Source organism: Mixta hanseatica (genome assembly GCF_023517775.1).
In the GTDB taxonomy this organism is placed as follows: Bacteria; Pseudomonadota; Gammaproteobacteria; order Enterobacterales; family Enterobacteriaceae; genus Mixta; species Mixta hanseatica.
Genome location: NZ_CP082904.1, coordinates 1,658,879 through 1,681,091, shown reverse-complemented (window position 1 = coordinate 1,681,091; position 22,213 = coordinate 1,658,879). Strand labels below are relative to the sequence as shown.

23 protein-coding genes and 2 tRNA genes are annotated in these 22,213 nt (G+C 54.5%); 13 read left to right on the top strand and 12 right to left on the bottom strand.

Annotated elements, in window-relative coordinates:
• Nucleotides 1–47: 47 nt before the first annotated feature.
• The 3 genes from agp to K6958_RS08070 form a co-directional block, all read right to left on the bottom strand.
• Complete coding sequence (gene agp, locus K6958_RS08080) at nucleotides 48–1,700, bottom strand: bifunctional glucose-1-phosphatase/inositol phosphatase (protein WP_249894161.1); 1,653 nt, start codon at nucleotides 1,698–1,700, stop codon at nucleotides 48–50.
• A gap of 355 nt (nucleotides 1,701–2,055) precedes the next feature.
• Nucleotides 2,056–2,143: transfer RNA gene (locus K6958_RS08075), tRNA-Ser, on the bottom strand.
• Between the two features lie 202 nt (nucleotides 2,144–2,345).
• Nucleotides 2,346–2,433 (bottom strand) — tRNA-Ser (locus K6958_RS08070).
• A 219-nt stretch (nucleotides 2,434–2,652) separates the two neighbouring features.
• On the opposite strand from K6958_RS08070, the gene yccA reads away from it, so the two are divergent.
• A complete protein-coding gene (gene yccA / locus K6958_RS08065; RefSeq protein WP_249894160.1) occupies nucleotides 2,653–3,312 on the top strand; it encodes an FtsH protease modulator YccA in 660 nt (219 codons plus the stop codon).
• Nucleotides 3,313–3,431: 119 nt separating this feature from the next.
• Complete coding sequence (tusE, locus tag K6958_RS08060) at nucleotides 3,432–3,758, top strand: sulfurtransferase TusE (RefSeq protein WP_249894159.1); 327 nt, start codon at nucleotides 3,432–3,434, stop codon at nucleotides 3,756–3,758.
• Between the two features lie 32 nt (nucleotides 3,759–3,790).
• On the opposite strand, the gene yccX is transcribed toward tusE, so the two are convergent.
• Nucleotides 3,791–4,069 carry an acylphosphatase gene (gene yccX / locus K6958_RS08055; RefSeq protein ID WP_249894158.1) on the bottom strand — a complete coding sequence of 93 codons (279 nt, stop codon included), beginning with the start codon at nucleotides 4,067–4,069 and terminating at the stop codon, nucleotides 3,791–3,793.
• Nucleotides 4,070–4,159: 90 nt separating this feature from the next.
• Between yccX and rlmI the strand changes: the two genes are divergently transcribed.
• Nucleotides 4,160–5,350 carry a 23S rRNA (cytosine(1962)-C(5))-methyltransferase RlmI gene (rlmI, locus tag K6958_RS08050; RefSeq protein WP_249894157.1) on the top strand — a complete coding sequence of 397 codons (1,191 nt, stop codon included), beginning with the start codon at nucleotides 4,160–4,162 and terminating at the stop codon, nucleotides 5,348–5,350.
• 63 nt (nucleotides 5,351–5,413) lie between these two features.
• Nucleotides 5,414–5,731, top strand: coding sequence for a heat shock protein HspQ (hspQ, locus tag K6958_RS08045; RefSeq protein WP_249894156.1), 318 nt, complete (start codon nucleotides 5,414–5,416; stop codon nucleotides 5,729–5,731).
• Between the two features lie 69 nt (nucleotides 5,732–5,800).
• Here hspQ and K6958_RS08040 read toward each other — a convergent pair whose 3' ends face one another.
• Complete coding sequence (locus K6958_RS08040) at nucleotides 5,801–6,226, bottom strand: CoA-binding protein (protein ID WP_249894154.1); 426 nt, start codon at nucleotides 6,224–6,226, stop codon at nucleotides 5,801–5,803.
• A gap of 189 nt (nucleotides 6,227–6,415) precedes the next feature.
• Here K6958_RS08040 and K6958_RS08035 point away from each other — a divergent pair, with 189 nt between their 5' ends.
• Nucleotides 6,416–7,066 carry a DUF2057 family protein gene (locus K6958_RS08035; protein ID WP_249894153.1) on the top strand — a complete coding sequence of 217 codons (651 nt, stop codon included), beginning with the start codon at nucleotides 6,416–6,418 and terminating at the stop codon, nucleotides 7,064–7,066.
• Nucleotides 7,067–7,140: 74 nt separating this feature from the next.
• Complete coding sequence (locus tag K6958_RS08030; RefSeq protein WP_249894152.1) at nucleotides 7,141–7,599, top strand: methylglyoxal synthase; 459 nt, start codon at nucleotides 7,141–7,143, stop codon at nucleotides 7,597–7,599.
• A gap of 20 nt (nucleotides 7,600–7,619) precedes the next feature.
• Here K6958_RS08030 and helD read toward each other — a convergent pair whose 3' ends face one another.
• On the bottom strand, nucleotides 7,620–9,674 hold the full coding sequence (gene helD / locus K6958_RS08025; RefSeq protein WP_249894151.1) for a DNA helicase IV: 2,055 nt from the start codon (nucleotides 9,672–9,674) through the stop codon (nucleotides 7,620–7,622).
• Nucleotides 9,675–9,808: 134 nt separating this feature from the next.
• Between helD and K6958_RS08020 the strand changes: the two genes are divergently transcribed.
• Together K6958_RS08020 and yccS are read left to right on the top strand one after the other, a co-directional pair.
• On the top strand, nucleotides 9,809–10,255 hold the full coding sequence (locus tag K6958_RS08020; protein WP_249894150.1) for a YccF domain-containing protein: 447 nt from the start codon (nucleotides 9,809–9,811) through the stop codon (nucleotides 10,253–10,255).
• Between the two features lie 11 nt (nucleotides 10,256–10,266).
• Nucleotides 10,267–12,414: a YccS family putative transporter gene (gene yccS / locus K6958_RS08015; protein ID WP_249894149.1), complete on the top strand. Its 2,148-nt coding sequence runs from the start codon at nucleotides 10,267–10,269 to the stop codon at nucleotides 12,412–12,414.
• Here the strand turns inward: yccS and K6958_RS08010 are convergent.
• Nucleotides 12,411–13,028 (bottom strand): TfoX/Sxy family DNA transformation protein, encoded by a 618-nt coding sequence (locus K6958_RS08010; protein ID WP_249894148.1) that lies wholly within the window; start codon nucleotides 13,026–13,028, stop codon nucleotides 12,411–12,413. The two genes, yccS and K6958_RS08010, sit on opposite strands and share 4 nt — an antisense overlap.
• Before the next feature lie 209 nt (nucleotides 13,029–13,237).
• On the opposite strand from K6958_RS08010, the gene sulA reads away from it, so the two are divergent.
• Together sulA and ompA are read left to right on the top strand one after the other, a co-directional pair.
• A complete protein-coding gene (gene sulA / locus K6958_RS08005; protein WP_277614721.1) occupies nucleotides 13,238–13,744 on the top strand; it encodes an SOS-induced cell division inhibitor SulA in 507 nt (168 codons plus the stop codon).
• 350 nt (nucleotides 13,745–14,094) lie between these two features.
• On the top strand, nucleotides 14,095–15,168 hold the full coding sequence (gene ompA / locus K6958_RS08000) for a porin OmpA (RefSeq protein ID WP_249894147.1): 1,074 nt from the start codon (nucleotides 14,095–14,097) through the stop codon (nucleotides 15,166–15,168).
• A gap of 94 nt (nucleotides 15,169–15,262) precedes the next feature.
• Here the strand turns inward: ompA and matP are convergent, their stop codons facing one another.
• Nucleotides 15,263–15,724, bottom strand: a complete 462-nt coding sequence (gene matP / locus K6958_RS07995; protein WP_249894145.1) for a macrodomain Ter protein MatP — start codon at nucleotides 15,722–15,724, stop codon at nucleotides 15,263–15,265.
• Nucleotides 15,725–15,893: 169 nt separating this feature from the next.
• On the opposite strand from matP, the gene K6958_RS07990 reads away from it, so the two are divergent.
• Nucleotides 15,894–17,642 (top strand): AAA family ATPase, encoded by a 1,749-nt coding sequence (locus K6958_RS07990; RefSeq protein WP_249894144.1) that lies wholly within the window; start codon nucleotides 15,894–15,896, stop codon nucleotides 17,640–17,642.
• 67 nt (nucleotides 17,643–17,709) lie between these two features.
• On the top strand, nucleotides 17,710–18,228 hold the full coding sequence (gene fabA / locus K6958_RS07985) for a bifunctional 3-hydroxydecanoyl-ACP dehydratase/trans-2-decenoyl-ACP isomerase (RefSeq protein WP_249894143.1): 519 nt from the start codon (nucleotides 17,710–17,712) through the stop codon (nucleotides 18,226–18,228).
• Between the two features lie 56 nt (nucleotides 18,229–18,284).
• Here the strand turns inward: fabA and rmf are convergent, their stop codons facing one another.
• On the bottom strand, nucleotides 18,285–18,467 hold the full coding sequence (gene rmf, locus K6958_RS07980) for a ribosome modulation factor (RefSeq protein WP_249894142.1): 183 nt from the start codon (nucleotides 18,465–18,467) through the stop codon (nucleotides 18,285–18,287).
• Between the two features lie 34 nt (nucleotides 18,468–18,501).
• Between rmf and K6958_RS07975 the strand changes: the two genes are divergently transcribed.
• On the top strand, nucleotides 18,502–18,753 hold the full coding sequence (locus K6958_RS07975; protein WP_249894141.1) for a hypothetical protein: 252 nt from the start codon (nucleotides 18,502–18,504) through the stop codon (nucleotides 18,751–18,753).
• Here the strand turns inward: K6958_RS07975 and pqiC are convergent.
• From pqiC to pqiA, 3 genes are read right to left on the bottom strand one after another with little or no spacing between them, the layout of a single operon-like run.
• Nucleotides 18,731–19,312, bottom strand: coding sequence for a membrane integrity-associated transporter subunit PqiC (gene pqiC, locus K6958_RS07970; protein ID WP_249894140.1), 582 nt, complete (start codon nucleotides 19,310–19,312; stop codon nucleotides 18,731–18,733). The two genes, K6958_RS07975 and pqiC, sit on opposite strands and share 23 nt — an antisense overlap.
• Nucleotides 19,312–20,952, bottom strand: a complete 1,641-nt coding sequence (gene pqiB, locus K6958_RS07965; RefSeq protein WP_249894139.1) for an intermembrane transport protein PqiB — start codon at nucleotides 20,950–20,952, stop codon at nucleotides 19,312–19,314. Before pqiB ends, pqiC begins: the two co-directional genes overlap by 1 nt.
• A complete protein-coding gene (pqiA, locus tag K6958_RS07960; protein ID WP_249894138.1) occupies nucleotides 20,939–22,207 on the bottom strand; it encodes a membrane integrity-associated transporter subunit PqiA in 1,269 nt (422 codons plus the stop codon). The genes pqiB and pqiA overlap by 14 nt, the downstream gene beginning before the upstream one ends.
• Between the last annotated feature and the right edge of the window lie 6 nt (nucleotides 22,208–22,213).

The following is a 22,213-nucleotide window of genomic DNA, read 5'->3' as shown; positions in this document are numbered from 1 at the left end:
ATAAAAAAGGGAGCCTGAGGCTCCCTTTTTTATTATGTGGCTGGCGATTAGCTGGCCGCTTCCGTCTGTTTCGCAGGTGCCTGCTGAGCTTTCTCATCCGCTGCTTTTGGCTGCGGGTCCGCTTTCGGCTGCGCATCCGCTGCGGCCTTATCGCTTGCGGCTTTATCTTTTGCCGCCTGCTCAGCTTGCGCTTTGGCTTTCGCCGCTGCCGCTTTCGCTTTGTCTGCATCAGCCTGGGCTTTTTCTACCGCCGCTTTTGCTGCCGCTTCCTGCTCGGCGGCCTGTTTTTCCGCCGCTTTTGCCTGCTCGGCGGCCTTATCCGCGGCCGGTTTGTCAGCAGCCGGTTTGGCGGCTTTATCCGCTTCCGCTTTATTCGCTGCCGTATCGGATACCGGAGCAGCGGCTGCGGCCGGCGTCGCGGCTGGTTTCGCCTCGGCAGGCTGCAGCGCGGTGCCCTGCAGAGCCACATTTAACGCGTTGCTAAACTGCTCCCAGGAACAGAAACCGTTAGCATCCGTCTGGCAGCCGTTTAACTGCAGCGTGACGCGTTTGGGCGGGTTTCTCAGACTCAGCGCTTCGGCATCACGCAGCTGATCGGCGGTCTGGTAAACATACTCAATTTTCACCAGATCTTTATCCGCTTTCGCATCGTGCCAGCGCTCAAACACCACCTGGCCGCCAATCGGCGTTTTTTCATACTGACCTGGCAGCGTATAGGCTTTGGCATCCAGCGCTGCCAGCAGCGAGGCGATATTGGAATCATGGCCTACCATTAACGTCACTTTCGGCGCGGAAGCTTTATCCTGATCCACCAGTTGGCTACGAATGTAATCAATCAGCGGAGCCGCGACTTCACGGGCGATCTCCGGCGAGGTAAATAACGCCTCCTGATAGCCGTTTTTGATCGCCGCCAGCTCCTGCCACTGCTCTGGCGTTTTAATCTGTCCCCAGGCGACCTGATCCAACGGTAATCCCTGGTAATATTGCAGGGTAAAGGCATCCACCAGCGAATTACCCACTTTCAGCGGGCCGGCTACGTTCGGCTCTTTGCCATTTTCCGCACTGAATTTATTTTGATTGTCGCTGCTCAGCGCGCACTGCTTTTTACCGGCGCAGGCCGGTGAGTTTTTATAATCGACAATTTTTTCCAGACGCTGGAACGCTGGCTTAAGGCTCAGCTTTTCACCCTGCGCATTCAGGGCCGCCAGCGCTTTCTTGTTGAACTCGTCGCTGTCATTGCTAATGACCGGATTGAAGACAGGATCCATCGCGCCCATTTCATCCTGATGCGTAACGGTAACGTCGCAGCCAGGAAACGCGCCGGTCACAAAATATTGCGCGGTCGCTACGGTACGCTGCAGGCTGTTAGCGTAAGCGAAAACCTCGTTGGAAGATGGACAGGCATCATTTTTAATCAGCCCCTGCTGCGCCAGCCATTCCCGCGTGTAACGTCCCATATAGACTTCCAGCACGCCGCCTTTGATGGTCAGCTCGCCGCCGGGTACATCCCATTGGGGCCAGGCCTTTTTGGTCGACTGCGCCAGCAGGCTGCCGTTATCAGCCAACGGAGCCCGCAGGTTATGACGGCTAAGCATTAATACCTGCTGAAGTTGCAGATCGCCATCAGCGGCGTGGGCGGAAAATCCTACAGGTAACGCCGCAATAACCGACAATGCGCAAAGACTGAGTTTTTTGATCATTGTTACTGTTCCATTCGATCCGATGATGACTGGCTGGCTGCTGACCGCAGGGCATCAGCGCCAATAATGGGTATAGCATGCCGCCCGGCGCCATACTTTGCGGCAGCGGAAGCGGGCTCTCTATCGTATCAGGACTATAACAGACGTGCGACACTGCGTTTTAATCGGAATAGCTAATTGAAAAGTAACGAGATGTTTTAGAAGCGTGCCGTTTCGTTCGCGCTGCGGGGAATTAAACCCTAACAAGCCAAACGCGACGCTGACTAAATTCGCCGTGGGGCGCAGGCAAAAATGTGAGGGGCGGCGCTATCACAGCCATAAAAAAAGCCAGCACGCTGTGCTGGCTCTTAAAATTTGGCGGAGGAGGAGAGATTCGAACTCTCGGATGGTTTCCCATCGGCGGTTTTCAAGACCGCTGCCTTAAGCCACTCGGCCACCCCTCCGCAAGACAATCTGCAACTGCGTTGCTGACATGTCATATTGTGCGACGCAGTCTAACGGCTTGATTCTGCTTGTGCAAGCCCCTTTTATATAAAAAATATCTGACTGACTATTTTCGCAGCGCCGCGCTGAAAAGGTAAGCAGAAGCGCAGGCGGCACAAACGAAAACGGGCCAGCATTGCTGCTGGCCCGTCGTAAATTTAGTGGCGGAGGAGGAGAGATTCGAACTCTCGGATGGTTTCCCATCGGCGGTTTTCAAGACCGCTGCCTTAAGCCGCTCGGCCACCCCTCCGCAATGAGGCGAACTATAAACACCCCTCGATGCAATGTAAATAGGCTGCCCTGCTGTTCGGCTGAAAAACAGTCAAAGCGCTTTTATTTGCTGGCATATTCGCCATTTGGCTCACAAAAACAGCGGCTTCACGCGTAAAGAAGGGTAAAGCGCCTTTTCCCTTTGTCCTGCGCTTCGTATGCTCTGCGCTAAGATTGTGACCCCTGTATGAGGTGCATTATGGATCGTATTGTTTCCCGCTCTGGTGCCGGCACATCGTTGCTGAGCACGCATAAAGTTTTGCGCAACACCTATTTCCTGCTGGGGCTGACGCTGGCCTTCTCTGCCGCGACCGCGACCGCCAGTACCTTACTCAACTTGCCGGCGCCGGGCCTGATCCTGATGCTGGTTGGGTTTTACGGCCTGATGTTTTTAACTTACCGCCTGGCCAATAGCCCGGCCGGTATCCTCGCCGCCTTCGCCTTTACCGGTTTCCTCGGCTATAGCCTGGGGCCGATTCTGAACTCTTTCCTGGCGGCAGGCATGGGCGATGCCATTGCGCTGGCACTGGGCGGTACCGCGCTGGTGTTTTTCTGCTGTTCTGCTTATGTACTGACGACGCGCAAGGATATGTCTTTCCTTGGCGGAATGATGATGGCGGGCTTTGTGGTGCTGCTGGTGGCGGTAGTCGCTAACCTGTTCCTGCAGCTGCCAGCTCTACAGCTAGCTATCAGCGCCCTGTTTATTCTGTTTTCTACCGGCGCAATCCTGTGGGAAACCAGCAATATTATTCACGGCGGCGAGACCAACTATATCCGCGCTACCATTAGCCTGTATGTCTCGCTGTACAATATCTTTATCAGCCTGCTGAGCATTTTGGGCTTCTCGCGTAATAACTAAGCATTCAGCAGCGGTTATTTTCAACGCATGCTACAGGCCTCGCCCACCGGCGGGGCCTTATTTTTTGCCGCCGTTAAGTTTGCTAATATAGCCGTCAGTTAAATAAGTGAGGCTACATCGTGCTGTTTGAAGGTAAAGAAATCGCGCGCGACGCGCAGGGCTATCTGCTGAATAGCGCGGACTGGAGCGAAGCGCTGGCGTTGCATATCGCAGCGGAAGAGTCGATTACGATGAGCGAGGCACACTGGGAAGTGGTGCATTTTGTTCGCGAGTTTTATCTAACGTTTAACACTTCGCCGGCCGTGAGAATGCTGGTTAAAGCCATGGCACAAAAATTCGGTGAGGAAAAAGGCAACAGCCGCTATCTGTTCCGTCTGTTTCCTGACGGCCCGGCAAAACAGGCGACAAAAATAGCCGGGCTGCCTAAACCGGTTAAGTGCCTGTAAGTGTTTAGCGAGGCAAACTCCGCCCCGCGCGGTTAGCCGCTGGTAAAGCGCGGCGGTATTTCACCGGGCTGATGCGGCTCAGTTAATACGCGATCGACGCGCGCGCTGCGCGGGCCGCCCGCCTTTAACCAGGCCACCAGCTGATCCAGACTCTCGCTTGCGCCGCAGGCCAACACCTCTACGCTGCCGTCGTCCAGATTGCGCGCGTAGCCGGTCAGACCCAGCTGCTGCGCCTGCATCTGGGTGCTATAGCGAAATCCCACGCCCTGTACCTGTCCATGCACCCAGGCTTTAATACATTGTTGCGTCATTGCGCCCTCCCCCTGATGTCCGCTGATTGCATTTTGCCGGTAACCACCGGACAATGTCGCCTCATTTTCCGTTGGTAAGCATAGCAAAATATGACCGTTCGATTGATTCTCGCTAAGGGACGTGAAAAGTCCCTGCTCCGTCGTCATCCCTGGGTTTTTTCCGGCGCCGTCGCGCGTATGGAGGGTAAAGCCCAGCGTGGTGAAACCATTGACGTTTGTGACAGCCAGGGCAAATGGCTGGCCCGCGCCGCCTTTTCACCTGATTCGCAAATCCGCGCGCGCGTCTGGAGCTGGCAGCAGGACGAATCTGTCGATATCGCCTTCTTTGTCCGCCGTTTGCAGGCTGCTCAGCAACTGCGTGACTGGCTGGCGGCGCGTGACGGTCTGGACAGCTACCGGTTAATCGCCGGCGAATCCGACGGCATGCCTGGCGTGACCATCGATCGCTTTGGCGCCTTCCTGGTGCTGCAGCTGCTTTCCGCGGGCGCGGAATACCAGCGCCCGGCGATTATTTCCGCCCTGCAGCAGTGCTATCCCGACTGCAGCATTTACGATCGATCGGATGTGGCGGTGCGTAAAAAAGAGGGGCTGGAGCTGGCGCAGGGACCGGTTTGCGGCGAGCTGCCGCCTGAACTGCTGCCGATCAGCGAACATGGCATGAAGCTGCTGGTGGATATTCGTACCGGCCATAAGACCGGCTACTATCTGGACCAGCGCGACAGCCGCTTTGCTACGCGTCGCTATGCGCAAGATAAACGCGTGCTTAACTGCTTTTCTTATACCGGCGGCTTCGCGGTTTCCGCACTGCTTGGCGGCTGCCGTGAAGTGATCAGCGTGGATACGTCGCAGGCGGCGCTGGATGTGGCGCGTCAGAATATCGAGCTGAATGGCCTGGATGTCACGAAGGCGCAATTCGTGCGTGATGACGTGTTTAAGCTGCTGCGCAGCTATCGCGACCAGGGTGAAAAGTTTGATCTTATCGTGATGGATCCGCCTAAGTTTGTTGAAAACAAAAATCAGCTGGCGGGTGCCTGTCGCGGCTATAAAGATATCAATATGCTGGCGATGCAGCTGCTGAATCCGGGCGGTATGCTCCTGACCTTCTCCTGTTCCGGCCTGATGGCGACTGATTTATTTCAGAAAATTATCGCTGACGCCGCCGTAGACGCGCATCGTGATGTACAATTTATAGAGCAGTTCCGCCAGGCTGCCGATCACCCGGTTATCGCCAGCTATCCTGAAGGTCTTTATCTGAAGGGGTTTGCCTGCCGCGTGCTGTAACTTGAAAACGATGCTTGCGCCCTCATATTAAGGGTTAGGGGCAATGTTTGTCAGGAGGTATTGATGATTGCCAGTAAATTTGGAATTGGTCAGCAGGTGCGTCATAAGATGCTGGGCTTTCTGGGCGTGGTAGTTGATGTCGATCCCGAGTATTCGTTAGACGACCCGGATATTGATGATGTTGGCGCAAATGAGACGTTACGTACTGCGCCCTGGTATCATGTCGTTACCGAAGACGATGACGGTGAGCCGATTCATACCTATCTGGCCGAAGCTCAGCTTGCCGGCGAAGCGCAAACGGTTCATCCCGAGCAGCCTTCGTTAGATGAGCTGGCTGAGTCGGTTCGTCAGCAGTTACTATCTCCTCGTTTACGTCACTAAAATTATGCCTGGCATGCCAGGCATCTCATTTTTCTTTCCGCTCTGCCGGACTCAACTCGCCTTAACGCGTCATTGCGCCTGATTTTTCAATAATCCCAGACGGGGAATTTCGATTTTAGGACAGCGGTCCATTACGACGTTAAGTCCTGCTTCTCCAGCCAGCACTGCCGCCTGCTCATTGATCACGCCCTGCTGCAGCCAGAGCGTTTTCGCGCCAATGGCGATCGCCTCCTGCGCCACGCCCCACGCCGCCTCTGAGTTACGGAACACATCTACCATATCAACCGGCTCAGGAATATCCGCCAGCGCGGCATAGACTTTCTGCCCCAGTAATGTTTGGCCTGCCAGCTTTGGGCTGACAGGGATAACGTGATATCCCTGTTGCAATAACCAGGCCATAACACCATAGCTGGGACGGGTCGGTTTATCGCTGGCGCCCACCAGCGCAATAGTGCGGGTGGAACGCAGTACATCGGCAATCATCTGATCGTTCATAAGTCACTCCTGATACAATGAATTGTCCCATTTTAGGTTATTTATGCTGTGGGAATGAACAGCCAGCATCCTTGTGCGCATTTAGCGATTCAGGGCACGAAATAATATGTTAAAATGTTAACATGCTGCCATAATGTAAGAATTTGATACATTCACTGCCGGGATTCCCGTGCGCCTTCTGGAGAAATAATGAAGCTGCGTTTGATCTGTTCAGGTATGTTTGCGTTGCTGTTCGCAACATCCTGTTACGCGACTACGCTCAAGCTCGATCCCAATATCGATTTACTGGTACTGGACGGACGCAAAATTTCAGGCTCGCTGCTGAAGGGCGCTGATGGACTGGAGCTGGACAATGGGGAGCATCAGCTCCTGTTCCGTGTGGAAAAAGTACTCGACACATCTCATGGCAATGCCAGGCGTAGCTATATCTCCGCCCCTTTAATCGTGACCTTTGTCGCTAACACCAAATCTATCTCTATTCGGCTGCCCGCGCTGGAAAACCTGCGCGATCGGCGTCAGTTTGATAAAAACAGCGCGTTTATTCTGATAGACGAAAAAGGCCAGACGGTGGCCAGCCGCCGCGATCGCCTGCCTTTACCGGATGGGCATCAGACCGATCTGGAAAAGGCGCTGATCGCCTATAACCGCAACGGTCAGGTAGCATCCGTACCGCGTTTTGCCCAGCAGCCTCCGTTAAGCATGCAACAGGATAAATTTCCGGTCGATGTGGTTGGCGCAAATATGCCAGGGGAGCGCCTGTTTCAGCTGTGGTTTCATCAGGTAGACAGCGCCACGCGCCAGCGGCTGGTCAGCTGGATGAAAGCGCTACGGCCAAGTTGATGTTTACCGCCGCGCAGCGGTAAACTCGTGGTTTGTTTCCCGATTTTCCACCCTATTCTCAACAGGATGCATTCATGGAGCAAACCAGCCGTACGCTTGCCGAAGCGAAAACCATTGCCCTGGTGGCACACGATCACTGCAAAACCGCACTGCTGGAGTGGGTCAGCCAGCATAAAGCGCTATTGGACGCCCATACGCTTTATGCCACCGGCACCACCGGCAACCTGATTCAGCGCGCCACCGGCCTTGAGGTGAATGCCATGCTGAGCGGCCCGATGGGCGGCGATCAGCAGGTAGGCGCGCTTATCGCCGAAGGCAAAATTGACCTGTTGATCTTCTTCTGGGATCCGCTGAATGCCGTGCCGCACGATCCGGACGTTAAAGCGCTGCTGCGCCTTGCTACCGTCTGGAATATCCCCACGGCGACTAACCGTTCCACCGCCGACTTCTTGATTAAATCACCGTTATTTAATCAGGCTGTGACGATTCAGATCCCCGATTATCAAACTTATCTGCAAACGCGCCTTAAATAAACGCGTCTGTTTCGCTATGCCTAAGGCTTACGCAGCAGCGGGACGCCAAGACGTTTAAAATTCTCTACGAATACCGATGGCTGCTGGCGATTATAAAGCAGCCAGACCTGCTGCTTCGCTCGCGTTAAAGCGACATAAGCCAGACGCCGCTCTTCCGCATCGGGAAAATCTTCCGGCTGGGGCAGCAGCCCCTCTTCTATTACGCTTTCGCGCGGCGGGGCCGGGAAGCCATCATTGCCCTCCTGCAGCCCTAACAGAATCACATAATCCGCCTGCTGCCCTTTGCTGGCGTGGATCGTCATAAACTCAAGCTTGAGTTTGGGCCAGCGCGTTTTAGCTTTGTGCAGTAATGCCGGCTGCAGATGATGATAGCGCGCCAGCAGCAGCACCCGCTCCTCCGGCAAAACATAGCCGCTCAGTTTATTCAGCAAATCTTCCAGCCGATCGTCAGGCAGCAGCGAAATCGCCTTTTTTGTGCCTTTGGTCAGGCTGTTAAGCGGTTTAGCAAGCTGATGCGGGTTTTCCTGTACGAAACGGTTCGCGATGTCGCCGATACGATCGTTGAAACGCCAGGTGGTATCCAGTACACAGCGATCGCCGCTGCCAAAGTAATGATGAAACGCGGTAGTCAGCGTCATTTCCGCGCCGCTAAAGCGATAGATCGCCTGCCAGTCATCGCCCACGGCAAACAGGCTGGTTTGCCGATTCTGTTTACGCAAAGCGGCCAGCAGAAGCGCCCGTTGCGGCGAAATATCCTGAAATTCATCCACCAGAATATGCTTCCATGGACTAATAAACCGTCCTTTCTCCAGCAGGTTCACCGCCTGATGTATCAGGCCGGAAAAATCGACGGCGCCCTCCTCTTTTAACGCGTTTTTCCATGCTTTTAGCAGCGGCGCCATCAGCTTAACGCGTTTGGCGAAGCGCTCGCGGATCGCCTCTGGCGCGTCGGCAATCATTGCCGCCTGCGCGCCACCGTGCATACGCATCAGACTCACCCAGCGCTCCAGGCGACTCGCCAGCCGTTGCGTCAGTGCCCGATCCTGCCAGAAATCGCCTTCCGGCACCGTCCACTCCAGCTCTTCCGTCAACCACTGTCGCCAGCCGTTGGCATGCGCTTTTTTTTCCGCGCACTGCTGCTGCCAGGCCTCAATCAATAGCTTGCGACGCGCCTCGCTGTCGGTCTCCAGATGCGATATCAGCGGGCTTTTATTGCTGCCCTCGCGGATGATATGCAGCGCCAGCGCATGGAAAGTGCGGGCTTCTGGCGCGTTAGCCGGCAGCCGGGACTGGATGCGCTCGTTCATCTCTTGCGCCGCCTGCTGACCAAACGCCAGCAGTAATATTTGCTGCGGCTGCGCCTGCTGCTGCTGCAACAGCCAGCCAGCGCGCGCCACCAGTACCGAGGTTTTACCGCTGCCGGCGCCTGCCAGCACCAGCAACGACTCTTCGCCGTTAACTACCGCGCGCGCCTGCGAAAGATTGAGCGGGGCTGACTCTATCGTCGCGAAGAAATCCGTATGATCTTCCAGCATGCGCTGGGTCCAGGCATCGTTACGCTTCGTGCGCGCCCTTTCGCCATGGCATAACCATTCCCGGCACTGCTGATACACCGCTCGGCAGTTATCAAAACTTTCCAGCCGGGAAACGGGCAGCGGCAAAGCGGAGAGGGTCTCTGCAATTTGCTGCTGCCATTCAGCCAGCTCGCTCTGCTTAAGCCAGCGATCCTGTTGCTCTTGCTGTTGTAAGGTCGCTGCCAGCGATGCCAGCTCCTGCGCGCTGATTTCGCTCATCTCCTCGCTCCAGCGCTGCCAGGCCTGGGTAAGATAATGGTAAAAACGCTGCGTTTCCTGCCATTCGGTGCCATGCAGCCGCACAACTTTGTCATCCGGCAGCGTAAACTCCAGCTCTCCCCAGATCAGGCCGCGTTTGCATTTAATCTCCAGCAGCTGGTTAAACGGGATTAGATACTCATGTTTTTCACCGCTGACTTCTACCCCGGCGCTTAACAGCCGCACCCGATTATAGGGATGCTGCGCCAGATGTTTACCGAGCGACGTTGCTTTTAGTTCCATGCGTTATAACCAAAGGTGGATGAATTCGCTTTGCCCGTTAGTCTACCGAGCCGTAGTTTACCGCTCCAGGATTAAAACAGGTTACAATCAAGCACAGGAGTTGGATAAATTTTGTTTTCTAAAGGAAGCCTGTAATGCGTACCGTTTTGAATATCCTTAACTTTGTGCTGGGTGGCTTCTTTACCACGCTGTGCTGGTTGTTTGCTACTCTGGTCAGCATTGTGCTGATCTTTACGCTGCCGCTGACGCGCTCCTGTTGGGAGATAACCAAACTTTCCCTGCTGCCCTATGGTAACGAGGCGGTGCATGTGGATGAGCTGCGTCCCGATCACAGCAATGCGCTGCTGAATACCGGTGGCACTTTGTTGAATATCTTTTGGTTTATCTTCTTTGGCTGGTGGTTATGCCTCTCTCATATCATGCTGGGCATTACACAATGCATCAGTATTATTGGCATTCCGGTGGGTATTGCTAACTTTAAACTGGCTGCTATCGCGCTATGGCCGGTTGGCCGCCGGGTCGTCTCAACGGAAGAAGCGCGTGCGGCACGTGAAGCCAATGCGCGTCGTCGTTATCAGTAAGGTCATCATCCATGATCGCGTTAACCGCGGGTTTGCGTCGTTATACGGCTAACAGTACCGGGCTTTATTTAACCCGCATTTTTCTGGCGCTGGCTGGCGCCGCCGCCTTTCCCTGGTGGATCCATCAGGTAGTCTGGACGCTGCCGCTGACGCTTGGGGTGGTTGCCGCCGCGCTGGCCGATCTGGATGACCGCTTCACCGGTCGACTGCGTAATCTGCTGATTACGCTACTCTGTTTTTGCATCGCCTCGGTTTCCGTGGAGTTGCTTTTCCCCTGGCCGTGGCTGTTTATTCTCGGTCTGGCCTTTTCTACCTGGGGTTTTATCCTGCTGGGCGCACTTGGCCAGCGCTACGCCACCATCGCCTTTGGTGCGCTGCTGATCGCCATTTATACCATGCTGGGCGCGGGGCTCTTTTCACAGTGGTATCTTCAGCCGATCCTGCTGCTGTTGGGGGCCATCTGGTATAACCTGCTGACGCTGACGGGACATCTACTGTTTCCTATCCGCCCGCTGCAGGAAAATATGGCGCGCAGCTACAGCATGCTGGCCAATTATCTGGAGGCTAAGGCCAGCCTGTTCGATCCCGATATGGAAGAAAAGGACGATGGCGGGCTGGTGGAAGTGGCGATGGCAAACAGCAAGCTGGTTGCCGTACTTAACGAGAGCAAAACCTCTATTCAAAGCCGGCTGCGCGGCGATCGCGGGCAACGCGGCACGCGGCGAACGTTGCACTATTACTTTGTGGCGCAGGATATCCATGAACGCGCCAGCTCTTCCCATGTGCAATATCACGCGCTGCGCCAGGAGTGGCGCTACAGTGAAATTTTGTTCCGCTTTCAGCGGCTACTGACGATGCAGGCGCGCGCCTGCCGACAGCTCTCCGATGCGATTTTGCTGCAGCGCACCTATCAGCATGACGTGCGCTTTGAGCGCGCGTTTAACCATTTGCAGGCAGCGCTGGATCGGCTGCCCGATACGCCGCAAGATAAAGCGCGCCACAAAGCGCTGCGTTATTTACTGAATAATTTAAAAGCGATTGATGCCCAGCTGGCAACGATAGAGTCGGAACAGGCGCTGGAACAGGCGCATCGGCACGGCAGCGATACGCATCTTTCCAGCGAGGGATTAACCGGCTGGAGCGATATTCGTTTGCGCATCAGCCGTCATCTCACGCCGGAGTCACCGCTGTTTCGCCACGCCGTGCGGATGTCGTTAGTACTGTGCGTCGGCTACGCCTTTATTCAGCTTACCGGCCTGGAGCGCGGTTATTGGATCTTATTAACCAGCCTGTTTGTTTGTCAGCCGGGTTATAACGCCACGCGCCGCCGTCTGGCGCTGCGCATTATCGGCACCTTGACCGGTATCGCCATTGGTTTGCCGGTGCTATGGCTGGTACCGTCCGTTGATGGGCAACTACTGCTGATTGTGCTGTCGGGCGTGCTGTTTTTTGCTTTCCGCCAGGTGCAGTATGCGCATGCTACGATGTTTATTACGCTGCTGGTGCTGCTGTGCTTTAATTTGCTCGGCGAAGGCTTTGATATCGCCGTTCCGCGTATTGTCGATACGCTGTTAGGCTGCGGCATCGCCTGGCTGGCGGTGAGTTTTATCTGGCCAGACTGGCGTTTTCGTCGTCTGCCGGCGGTAGCAGAAAAGACCCTAACGGCTAACTGCCGTTATCTGGATGCGATTCTGGAACAGTATCATCAGGGGAAAGATAACCGCCTGGCATACCGTATCGCGCGTCGCGATGCCCATAATGGCGATGCTGAGCTGGCCTCGGTGGTTTCTAACCTTTCAACCGAAATGCGCCCGGATCCGCAGCTGCGCGAAGCGGCATTCCGGCTGCTGTGCCTGAACCACTCTTTTTTAAGCTATATTTCCGCGTTGGGCGCCCATCGCGCAAAAATAACCCAGCCGGAATTACTGGCGTTGCTGGATGATGCCGTCTGCTATGTTGATGACGTTTTACAGGTGAATGTGGTTAGCGAGCAGCAAACGCAGCAGATGATGAATGAGCTTGCCGCTCGTATTGCCCGTTTTGACAGCGAAGCGGATTCGCAAGCGCAGCTGGTATTGCAACAAATTGGCCTGTTGATTGCGCTGCTGCCGGAAATTGCCCGTCTGAAAAAGCAGTTGGCCTCACCGGCCGCGGGTTAGTTTTGTCCTCTTTTTTCCCAGCGTACGGTGCAGTTAAACCAGTCGCGCAGCTCTTGTTTGATCTCGGCAGGCAGCGCCGCCTGATGATGACCTGAAATGGCGCCCTGCAACGCCATCAGGCAGTTCAGCCCTAAATGCTGGTTACGCATTCTTAAGCGTAACCAGCATCTTTTCGCCCCTGCTTCGCGCAGCGCGCAAACGCTGTTGATCCCTATCTCGCGCAGCAACATTTCCATGCGTATGCCCATATTCGGCAGATCCTTAAGCCGCACATTATTTTGCCGGGCGCTTTTTTGCCGCTGCGCAAGCGCAAGGGCTGATTGAGAGAGCGTGAGCAACAACGGCGGGTTATTCCATAACGCGTCATCGATACGGTAATAGCGTAGCTTGATAGCCATACCGCGTTTATCAATCACCAGCGCCGGCAGCGATTGCGTGCGGAGATAGCGTTTTAGCGGTTCGCTGGCGCGCAGATAAAGCTCGCCCTCGGTAACCAAGGCGAATACCACTTTTTCAACGGCCAGACTATAGCCGCCGAACTGCGAACGTACGGTAATATTCCCCAATGCCGCCAGCTGTTGTTTTGACTGGATAATCCTCTGGTAAGAATCCATATGCTGCTCCTTTTCCTTAAGAAACGTAAACTAACTTACTGTTTTACAACAGCTAAAACATAGGGAATTCTTATTAATGGTTCAATTACTAAATGAGTTTGCATCCATTTGCATATTAAAAGTGCGAGACGTTTTCAAAAAATGAGGTTGATCTTAGCCCGCTAGCGCATTACTGTATATCCATACAGTAACCACATGAGCTGATAATCATGCGTACTCACTTACTGAAGTCTTCTTTTGCTCGTTCTGCTTTGCCAGGCCATTCGCGCGCTGCCGTATCGCCGGTATTAACCACCGGTTGGATTAGCGAGCTAAGCTATAGTGAAGCTCAGCCAGGGCTAACGCAGCTGTTACTCCTGCCGCTATTACAGCAGTTGGGTACGCAGTCGCGCTGGCAGCTTTGGCTCACGCCGCCGCAAAAGATCAGTCGGCACTGGCTGAAGGCTTCCGGCCTGCCGCTGAATAAAATGATGCAGATTCCCTACCATCAGGAATTCAGTACGGTTGAAGCGATGGTTAAAGCGTTGCAGACGGGAAACTACAGCGTGGTTTTAGGCTGGTTTGCCGACGATATTAGCGAAAAAGATCATCGTCGGCTGGAAGAAGCGGCCTCTGCAGGTCAGGCGCTGGGACTGATAATGCGGCCCCAATCTGGCGCATCTTGTTCCAGCGGACAAAAAAACCGGCTGAAAATTCACTCAACTTTGTATCATTAAGTAAATATAAGATAAATCTCAGCTAAAAATCCTCACTTTCTTTTGATAACCCGCTGATTCTACTCCCACGCGGCCAAACCTCGCTTTTGCCGCGCCAAATAAGCTTTCTTTTACCGTTAAAACGGGCGATCAATGTTAAAATTTGTGTATGAAACGCCCTTTTTTTACCGACCGCCTTCACATCTTACTTGTAAGTTTCTCGCCACGTTGTAGACTTTATCTCGCCAGGGTGCTCAATAACCTCCGTTTTCCGGTAGAGTAATAATCGAGCAAAAGGACCCGGCGAAGGATTACAACCAAGAGCTTATTTTAAGCTCCTTGCCTATTTGGATGATAACGAGGCGCAAAAAATGAAAAAGACAGCTATCGCAATTGCAGTGGCACTGGCTGGCTTCGCTACCGTAGCGCAGGCCGCACCGAAAGATGACACCTGGTACACCGGTGCCAAACTGGGCTGGTCTCAGTATCACGATACTGGTTACTACGGTAACAACTACGTGAACAACGATGGCCCAACTCACGAAAGCCAGCTGGGCGCTGGTGCATTCGTAGGTTATCAGGCTAACCCTTACCTGGGCTTTGAACTGGGTTACGACTGGCTTGGTCGTATGCCTAACAAAGGCGACGTAGTTAACGGCGCATTTAAAGCACAGGGCATCCAGCTGGCTGCGAAACTGAGCTACCCGATTATGGATGACCTGGACGTTTATACCCGTCTGGGTGGTATGGTATGGCGCGCTGACTCTACTCAGCACGTAGTAGGTACCGACATCAGCCGTAACGACCACGACACCGGCGTTTCTCCGCTGGCAGCCGTTGGTGTTGAATACGCACTGAACAAAAACTGGGCTACCCGTCTGGACTACCAGTGGGTTAACAACATCGGCGACGCAGGCACCGTGGGTACCCGTCCTGATAACGCCATGCTGAGCTTAGGCCTGTCTTACCGTTTCGGTCAGGACGATGCAGCAGCTCCGGTTGTAGCCCCGACTCCGGCTCCGGCTCCGGTTGTTGAAACCAAGCACTTCACGCTGAAATCAGACGTGCTGTTCAACTTCAACAAAGCGACCCTGAAAGGCGAAGGCCAGCAGGCACTGGATCAGCTGTACTCTCAGCTGAGCTCAATGGACCCGAAAGATGGTTCCGTTGTTGTTCTGGGCTACACCGACCGTATCGGTTCAGAGCAGTACAACCAGAAGCTGTCTGAAAAACGCGCTCAGTCCGTGGTTGACTACCTGGTTTCTAAAGGTATTCCGGCTGACAAGATCTCTGCACGTGGCATGGGTGAATCTAACCCAGTTACTGGCAACACCTGTGACAGCGTGAAAGGCCGTAACGCCCTGATCGACTGCCTGGGTCCGGACCGTCGCGTAGAAATCGAAGTTAAAGGTCTGAAAGACGTTGTTACTCAGCCGCAGGCTTAAGTAATACGTTAAAAAAACCCCGCTCCGGCGGGGTTTTTTATTGGCTGCAGCAGCAGGAAACCAGCAAAAAAGTAACGAGCCGCTTTCCCCCGCGTTAACTCACATCATCCTTGCCTAAAATCGCCTGCAGATCCTGACGTAGCGTCGACATCTGGCTGGCATATTTTTCTTTGCGCTCAGCATCCTCAATTAACTGTACGATAGTATCCGATAAGGTACTGTTGCGACGCTGCGCCAGTCCCGCCAGCCTTTGCCACACCAGATATTCTAAATCGATCGATTTCTTACGCGTATGCTGATGTTCGGCATTGAAGTGGCGCTTACGGCGCGCGCGGATCGTCTGCTTCATACGATTTTCCAGCGCCGGATTAATATGCTGCTCTATCCATTTCAGCACGTCTATCGGATGGTTTTCCATCGCCAGCAAAGCCTTAACGGCTTCCTGAGCGGCGCTGATTTCAATGTATCGGGTGATCGGCTCACCTTCCCGGTATTTTTTTACCAGGTATTTCCATTTCCATCCGCTTTCAAGATTTTCCAGCTGCTGATATTTCATCGGAATCTCATCGTGAGCAGGTAACAAACTAAGAATAACAGCTTTTTTACGACTTGCGGCAGAGAAAGGCGCAGCGGCGCCTGAACAATCAGTCAGATCTCTGCCGTGCGTAACAGCCTGAAAAGCTGTATAATCGCGCTTTTCATTTATTCAGACAAATACGATTACTTTGACCAGCAACCGACTTGCATGGCAGGCGCTACAGCCTGATGCCGAAAGCTTCCAGTCTCTTTTTTCCCGCGTCTTTAGCGATAATGTCGGCGATGTTCTGCCCGACGTTCAGCCTCGTCTGTTTGATGCGGCCAGCCTGCTGCAGAACAGCAGCGCGCCTTTTCCATTGATGCTGGTGCGCTGCGCGGAAAACAGTGAGAATCTGTCATTGCTGGCGCAGACATTACAGCATAACAGTAGCCCGACGGAAGCCCTTTACGGCGGTAACTATCTGATTAATGACGAGCAGATAACCTGGCAGCCTGCAAAATCAGCAGATGTCCCTTTCGCCAGCCGCGGCGGCGTACATTTTGCCGACTGGATCGAATCTGAACAGCTTTTTGGCTGCGTACGTATTTTTTCCCAGCGCATCAGCCTGCAGCCGGGTCTGCTCCATCGGGCTAACGGCGGCACTTTGCTGCTTTCGCTGCGTTCACTGCTGGCGCAGCCGCTGCTCTGGCTGCGGCTGAAGCAAATTATCACGCAGCAGCGTTTCGACTGGCTGTCGCCGGATGAGTCACGCCCGCTGCCGATCACCATTCCGTCGATGCCGCTGCAGTTAAAGCTGGTGCTGTGCGGCGATCGCGAGGCGATGGCCGATTTCCAGGAGATGGAGCCTGAGCTGACGTCGCTGGCTATCTACAGCGAATATGAAGAAAGCCTACAGCTGGAAGACGAAGAAGAGATGGCGTTATGGTGCCGCTGGGTAAGCGCGCTGGCACAGCAGGCGAACCTCCCCCCCATCGCCGCGGATTTCTGGCCTGTCCTGTTGCAGGAAGCTGTACGCTATAGCGGCGACCGCGCTACGCTGCCGCTTTGTCCGGCCTGGCTGGGGCGGCAGCTGCGTGATGCCGCGCTGTACGGTGAACAGCTGGACGCTGCTGCGTTGCAGGCTGCGCTGGACGCGCGCGTCTGGCGTGAAAGTTTCCTGCCGGAGCGTATGCGCGATGAAATCTTGCAGGATCAAATCCTCATCGAGACGGAAGGCGCCGTGGTGGGGCAAATCAACGGCCTGTCGGTGGTGGAATTTCCTGGACATCCGCGCGCCTTCGGCGAGCCTTCGCGTATCAGCTGCGTAGTTCACGTGGGCGATGGCGAATTCAACGACGTTGAACGCAAAGCCGAGCTGGGCGGAAATATTCATGCGAAGGGCATGATGATTATGCAGGCGTTTTTGATTGCCGAACTGGAGCTGGATCAGCAGCTGCCCTTCTCAGCTTCGCTGGTGTTTGAGCAATCCTATTCCGAAGTGGATGGCGACAGCGCCTCCCTTGCCGAACTGTGCGCATTGGTCAGCGCGCTGGCCGAGCAGCCGATCAATCAGCAAATCGCGGTTACCGGCTCCGTGGATCAGTTCGGGCATGTGCAGCCGGTAGGCGGCTTGAATGAAAAGATCGAAGGCTTTTTCGAGGTTTGCCAACAGCGCGGCCTAACCGGCCAACAAGGGGTGATTATCCCCGCTGCCAACGTGCGTCATCTCTGTTTGCAACAGCAAATCGTCGATGCGGTACGGGCCGGCGAGTTTCATATCTGGGCGGTCAGCGAGGTGGATGAGGCGCTGCCGTTACTGACCGGTGCGCCCTGGAAAAAAGAGGACGCGCCTTGCCTGTTGCAGACTATTCAGGCACGCATCACAGAATTTAATCAGCAGGAGGCGCGTCAGCGTCCCTGGCCTCTACGTTGGCTAAACTGGTTTAACCACAGCTGATCGGAGTTGTTCAGCTTACACCTGTTAGCTAATGTTCTTGATTCACTAAAAAAAGGCTTAATGAAACATGGTAGAAAAACGCGAATCCTATACAAAAGAAGACCTGATTGCCTCTGGTCGCGGTGAACTGTTTGGCGCTGAAGGCCCGCCGCTGCCGTCTGGCAATATGCTGATGATGGACCGCGTGGTCAAAATGAGCGAAGAAGGCGGTAACTATAACAAAGGTTACGTAGAAGCTGAGTTAGATATTAATCCGGACCTCTGGTTCTTCGCCTGTCACTTTATTGGCGATCCGGTAATGCCGGGCTGTCTGGGTCTGGATGCGATGTGGCAACTGGTTGGTTTCTACCTTGGCTGGCTGGGCGCTGAAGGCAAAGGCCGCGCGCTGGGCGTAGGTGAAGTGAAATTTACCGGTCAGGTGCTGCCTACGGCGAAAAAAGTGACCTACCGTATTCACTTTAAACGCGTAATCAACCGTAAACTGGTAATGGGCGTGGCCGATGGCGAAGTGCTGGTTGACGGTAATGTGATCTATACCGCCAGCGACCTGAAAGTGGGTCTGTTTAAAGATACCGCCGCGTTTTAATCCGCTGAATTAAAAACCTCCGCAAATGCGGAGGTTATCCTTTTTCTGACAGGCCGTCAGGCCATCACGGCACTTACGCTAACCGCCCTGTCCTCCATGGCTTTTCGCCAACCTCCCAACCAGTGAGACCGAGCCTCAAGCATTTGATAAGGACACATCTCTTTTGAACGCCCGGTGATGCCAGCCTGATAGCCGCGTGAATGTGCTCGTTCCAGACGGTCTCGTTTCTGTCTCTTCATGCCTCATTTCCCTCATTCAGGTATGGTGGAACTGGTGGAAAGAAAACAATGGTCACAAAATGCGCAACCACTTTTCTTTTCTACCCTCATCGCTGAAAAAGATCAATGCGCAAATTTCACGCCATTGTCACATGCCCAGGCTATTTTTGAAGGTTTTTCCGCTACGCAAATCGATGGTTTGGGTAAAGGGATGATTCTGCACAAAAAAAATCCGGTCCGCAAACGCGCTCAACGTCAGCGAACCGGAATTCACTTAAGAAAAATTAATTATTTTTTAAGGTACTGAAAGCCGTCGCCATACGCTGCGCTTCTTGTTGCCAGCCCTGCGCCAGCGTTCTGACCATCGCATCATAGCCATCTTCCTGCTGCGGCAGCGTCAAATTGAAATTCTGCCGCTGAATTTGCCCGTTATGCTCCAGCATCCAGCTACCGCTAATCACTACTTGCCCATCGAAACGACCATGAAAACCGGTGACGTTAACGTTCAGGGTATCATGCTGTTCGCCCAGCGGCGCGGCTGAAATCAGCCTGCCCGGCAGTGCATGGCTGAGGTTAGTAACCAGCGTTTGCTGGAGCTGCTGATCGAGCGGGCTGGCCCAGAGATTGTTAGCGGCGATAACGTATTTCACGTCGCTGGTTTGGTAAACCACGCCATTGCCCGCCAGATAATCAGGCACCGAAACGCGTTCAACCCAGATCGGTTGCGGATGAGCCAGCCCGAATGCGTTCTGGCTCACCACCGCCGTTGCTGCCGACGTTCCCGTCGGCAGTTGATACATCGTGGTTTGCGTGCTGCTGCTGCAGGCGCTTAATGCCAGCACCAGCAGTGGCATCCATTTCGTCATTATTTCGCCCTCTTTGGCTGTGGGTCTTCGCCCGGTTTAGCTTCAAATACCAGCGCGTTGCTCTTTTGATTGAGCGTTTTCAGCACCGGCTGCAGCTCACGCAGCACCTGATCCAGCCGTTGCATATCGCCAACCAGCTTGTTATAGGCCGGCGATCCCGGCTGTAGCCCTTTCATACTGCGATTCAGCTCGCGCAGCGTTTGCTGCATATCCTGCGGCAGCTGCTGCATCGACGGACTGGCGGTGATCTTATTCACATTATCCAGCGTTTTTTGCAGCTCGCGCAGCGTTCGCTGGCTCTCTTTCAGCGTGCCGGTGGCCTGATTAATCATCGGATTGAGCGGCAGATTGTTAATCTTATCCAGCGCATCCATCAGCTTCTGTTGAATCTGGCTCAGACCGCCGCTGACGGTTGGAATGATCTCCAGTCCAGCGACCTTTTCCGGGCCTTTATACTGCGGCGCGTTGTCGTAGAAATCGAGATCGATATACAACGAGCCGGAGAGCAGATTGCCGGTTTTCAGCGAAGCCCGCAGGCCGCGCTTTTTACCGTCGCGCAGATGCTGTCTGATATCAAAGTCACCGCCGAGTCGATTAACAAAGCGATCGGGTTCAATGCGTACCAGTACCGGGATGCGGTAATCGGTATTCAGCGACTGGTTCCAGCCTGGCACGGTATAAGGCGCCTGCGCGACCGTTCCCAGACGGATGCCGCGGAACTCTACCGGCGCGCCCGGCTGCAAGCCACGAATCGAATCGCTAAAGAACATCAGGAAATCAAGATGGGTGGTATAGAGCGAATCCTGAATGCTGCGCTGATCGTCATACAGATGGTATTCCGCTTTGTTCTCGGCGGGTACGCCCAGTTCCCAGCCATCCGGCACGTCAAAACTGACGCCGCCGCTGAACAGCGTGGTCAACGAACCCATTTCAACGCGCATGCCGGAGGCGGACATCTCTACCGCGATGCCGCTATCCTTCCAGAAACGCACGTTCGAGGTGACCAGCCGATCGTAAGGGGCCGCGACAAATAGCTGATACTGCATAGCGCGTTTATCAGCGTCAAAGCTGCTGGTTTCCACCGAGCCGACGCGATAGCCGCGGAACAGCACCGGGTCGCCAGGATTAAGCTGGCCCGCCTTGGTGCTGTCGAGCACGATACGGATCCCTTTGGCATCTGGCGGCGCCAGCGGCGGCGCATCCAGTAGTTTATAGTGTTCGGGCTTTTCGCCTTTACTGCCGGGCTGAAGTTCGATATATGCGCCGGATAACAATGTGCCGAGGCCGGTGATGCCTTCGCGTCCGACCTGCGGCTTAACCACCCAAAAAGCGCTGTCGCCGTGCAGTAGTTTTTCCATGCCCGCATTCAGCCGGGCTTTAATTTCTACATGGTGCAGATCGTCAGTGAGCACCGCGCTTTCCACCACGCCCACATCAACGCTGCGGCTTTTAATCGCCGTTTTACCGCCTTCAATGCCTTCTGCATTAGTGGTGATTAGCGTGACTTCCGGCCCCTGATGACTGAAATGATAAAACAGGATCCAGGCGCCGATCAGCACGGTTACAATAGGGATTATCCATACCGGCGACCAGCGCTTGATCTGGTCGACCTTCGCAACGCCGTGATTATTTTCCGTCAAGGCTCGGCTCCTTCAGCTCATTTTCTGGTTCGCGATCCCACGTCAGACGGGGATCGAAGGTCATTGCAGCAAACATAGTCAGGATGACCACGGCGGCAAACAGCAGTGCGCCGGGCGCCGGATAGATATTCATTAGCTGTCCGATGCGCACCAGCGCGGAAAGTACCGCAATTACAAACACGTCAATCATGGACCAACGACCGACGAACTCCACCACCTCATAAATCAGATGCATTTTTTCACTGTCGCGCCTGCCGTGTCCCTGGGCATCCCAACACAGCCAGCCAATCGCCACCATTTTTAGCGACGGCACCATAATACTGGCGATAAAAATTACCAGCGCCACCGGATACGATCCATCGCTCCAGAGCACAATTACCCCGGCCATAATATTGGTATTCATACGGTCGCCGAGCGCCTCGGTAACCATAATCGGTAAAATATTGGCAGGAATATAAACAATGATCGAAGTGAAAAGCAGCGCCAGCGTCCATTGTAGGCTGTGCCGACGACGCGCATGGCCCGCCGTTCCGCAGCGTGGACAGAGATAACGATCGGCCGCCAGCACCGCCGTACAGCACCGACAAGATCGCATCCCCTGCTTTAGCCCGCTAATGCCGGCGCGCGGCGCGGCTGGCAACGGCGGCTCTGAGGCAATCTGACGCCACAGCCAGCGCCGATCGACGCATTGAAAAGCGCGCAGCTGCAGCAAACAGAATAAGCACCAGGGCACAAAGCTGGTGCCGATGCCGATATCGCCGTAGGCCATCAGCTTAACAAAACTGACCAGCACCCCGGCGAGGAAGATCTCCGCCATGCCCCAGCTCTTTAACTGAAACAGTATGCGGGCGAGCGCAATCTGCAAACGTTGCGGTAGCGGCAACCGATTGACCAGCAGCAGAATAGCCACCATACAAAAGGCCGGCACCGCCTGGACGAACAGCATAAATAGCGTGGCGAGACTGGCGTAATCCTCGGAAACCATCACCCGGGGGATTTCCATCAGGCTGATTTCACTGCTCAGGCCAGAGACGTGCATATTGACGAAAGGAAACAGGTTAGCCAGTAGCAACATAAACAGCGCGGCCAACGCATAGCCAGAGGGCCGCTTGCGCGGCTCGCTCCAGTTAGTAATCAACGTAGTATGACAGCGCGGGCAGCTGGCTTTCTGCCCAATCGCGACCGATGGCAACTGCGTCATCAGGTCACACTGTGGACAAAGTATCCAGTGTTGCGGGTGTTCAGCTGAACACATACCCTA

Excerpts from the sequence above, each read along its gene's own strand:
- agp (WP_249894161.1), bottom strand. The coding sequence starts at position 1,700 with ATGATCAAAAAACTCAGTCTTTGCGCATTGTCGGTTATTGCGGCGTTA.
- yccA (WP_249894160.1), top strand. The coding sequence starts at position 2,653 with ATGGATCGTATTGTTTCCCGCTCTGGTGCCGGCACATCGTTGCTGAGC.
- yccX (WP_249894158.1), bottom strand. The coding sequence starts at position 4,069 with ATGACGCAACAATGTATTAAAGCCTGGGTGCATGGACAGGTACAGGGC.
- rlmI (WP_249894157.1), top strand. The coding sequence starts at position 4,160 with ATGACCGTTCGATTGATTCTCGCTAAGGGACGTGAAAAGTCCCTGCTC.
- hspQ (WP_249894156.1), top strand. The coding sequence starts at position 5,414 with ATGATTGCCAGTAAATTTGGAATTGGTCAGCAGGTGCGTCATAAGATG.
- K6958_RS08040 (WP_249894154.1), bottom strand. The coding sequence starts at position 6,226 with ATGAACGATCAGATGATTGCCGATGTACTGCGTTCCACCCGCACTATT.
- K6958_RS08035 (WP_249894153.1), top strand. The coding sequence starts at position 6,416 with ATGAAGCTGCGTTTGATCTGTTCAGGTATGTTTGCGTTGCTGTTCGCA.
- K6958_RS08030 (WP_249894152.1), top strand. The coding sequence starts at position 7,141 with ATGGAGCAAACCAGCCGTACGCTTGCCGAAGCGAAAACCATTGCCCTG.
- helD (WP_249894151.1), bottom strand. The coding sequence starts at position 9,674 with ATGGAACTAAAAGCAACGTCGCTCGGTAAACATCTGGCGCAGCATCCC.
- K6958_RS08020 (WP_249894150.1), top strand. The coding sequence starts at position 9,809 with ATGCGTACCGTTTTGAATATCCTTAACTTTGTGCTGGGTGGCTTCTTT.
- yccS (WP_249894149.1), top strand. The coding sequence starts at position 10,267 with ATGATCGCGTTAACCGCGGGTTTGCGTCGTTATACGGCTAACAGTACC.
- K6958_RS08010 (WP_249894148.1), bottom strand. The coding sequence starts at position 13,028 with ATGGATTCTTACCAGAGGATTATCCAGTCAAAACAACAGCTGGCGGCA.
- sulA (WP_277614721.1), top strand. The coding sequence starts at position 13,238 with ATGCGTACTCACTTACTGAAGTCTTCTTTTGCTCGTTCTGCTTTGCCA.
- ompA (WP_249894147.1), top strand. The coding sequence starts at position 14,095 with ATGAAAAAGACAGCTATCGCAATTGCAGTGGCACTGGCTGGCTTCGCT.
- matP (WP_249894145.1), bottom strand. The coding sequence starts at position 15,724 with ATGAAATATCAGCAGCTGGAAAATCTTGAAAGCGGATGGAAATGGAAA.
- fabA (WP_249894143.1), top strand. The coding sequence starts at position 17,710 with ATGGTAGAAAAACGCGAATCCTATACAAAAGAAGACCTGATTGCCTCT.
- rmf (WP_249894142.1), bottom strand. The coding sequence starts at position 18,467 with ATGAAGAGACAGAAACGAGACCGTCTGGAACGAGCACATTCACGCGGC.
- pqiC (WP_249894140.1), bottom strand. The coding sequence starts at position 19,312 with ATGACGAAATGGATGCCACTGCTGGTGCTGGCATTAAGCGCCTGCAGC.
- pqiA (WP_249894138.1), bottom strand. The coding sequence starts at position 22,207 with ATGTGTTCAGCTGAACACCCGCAACACTGGATACTTTGTCCACAGTGT.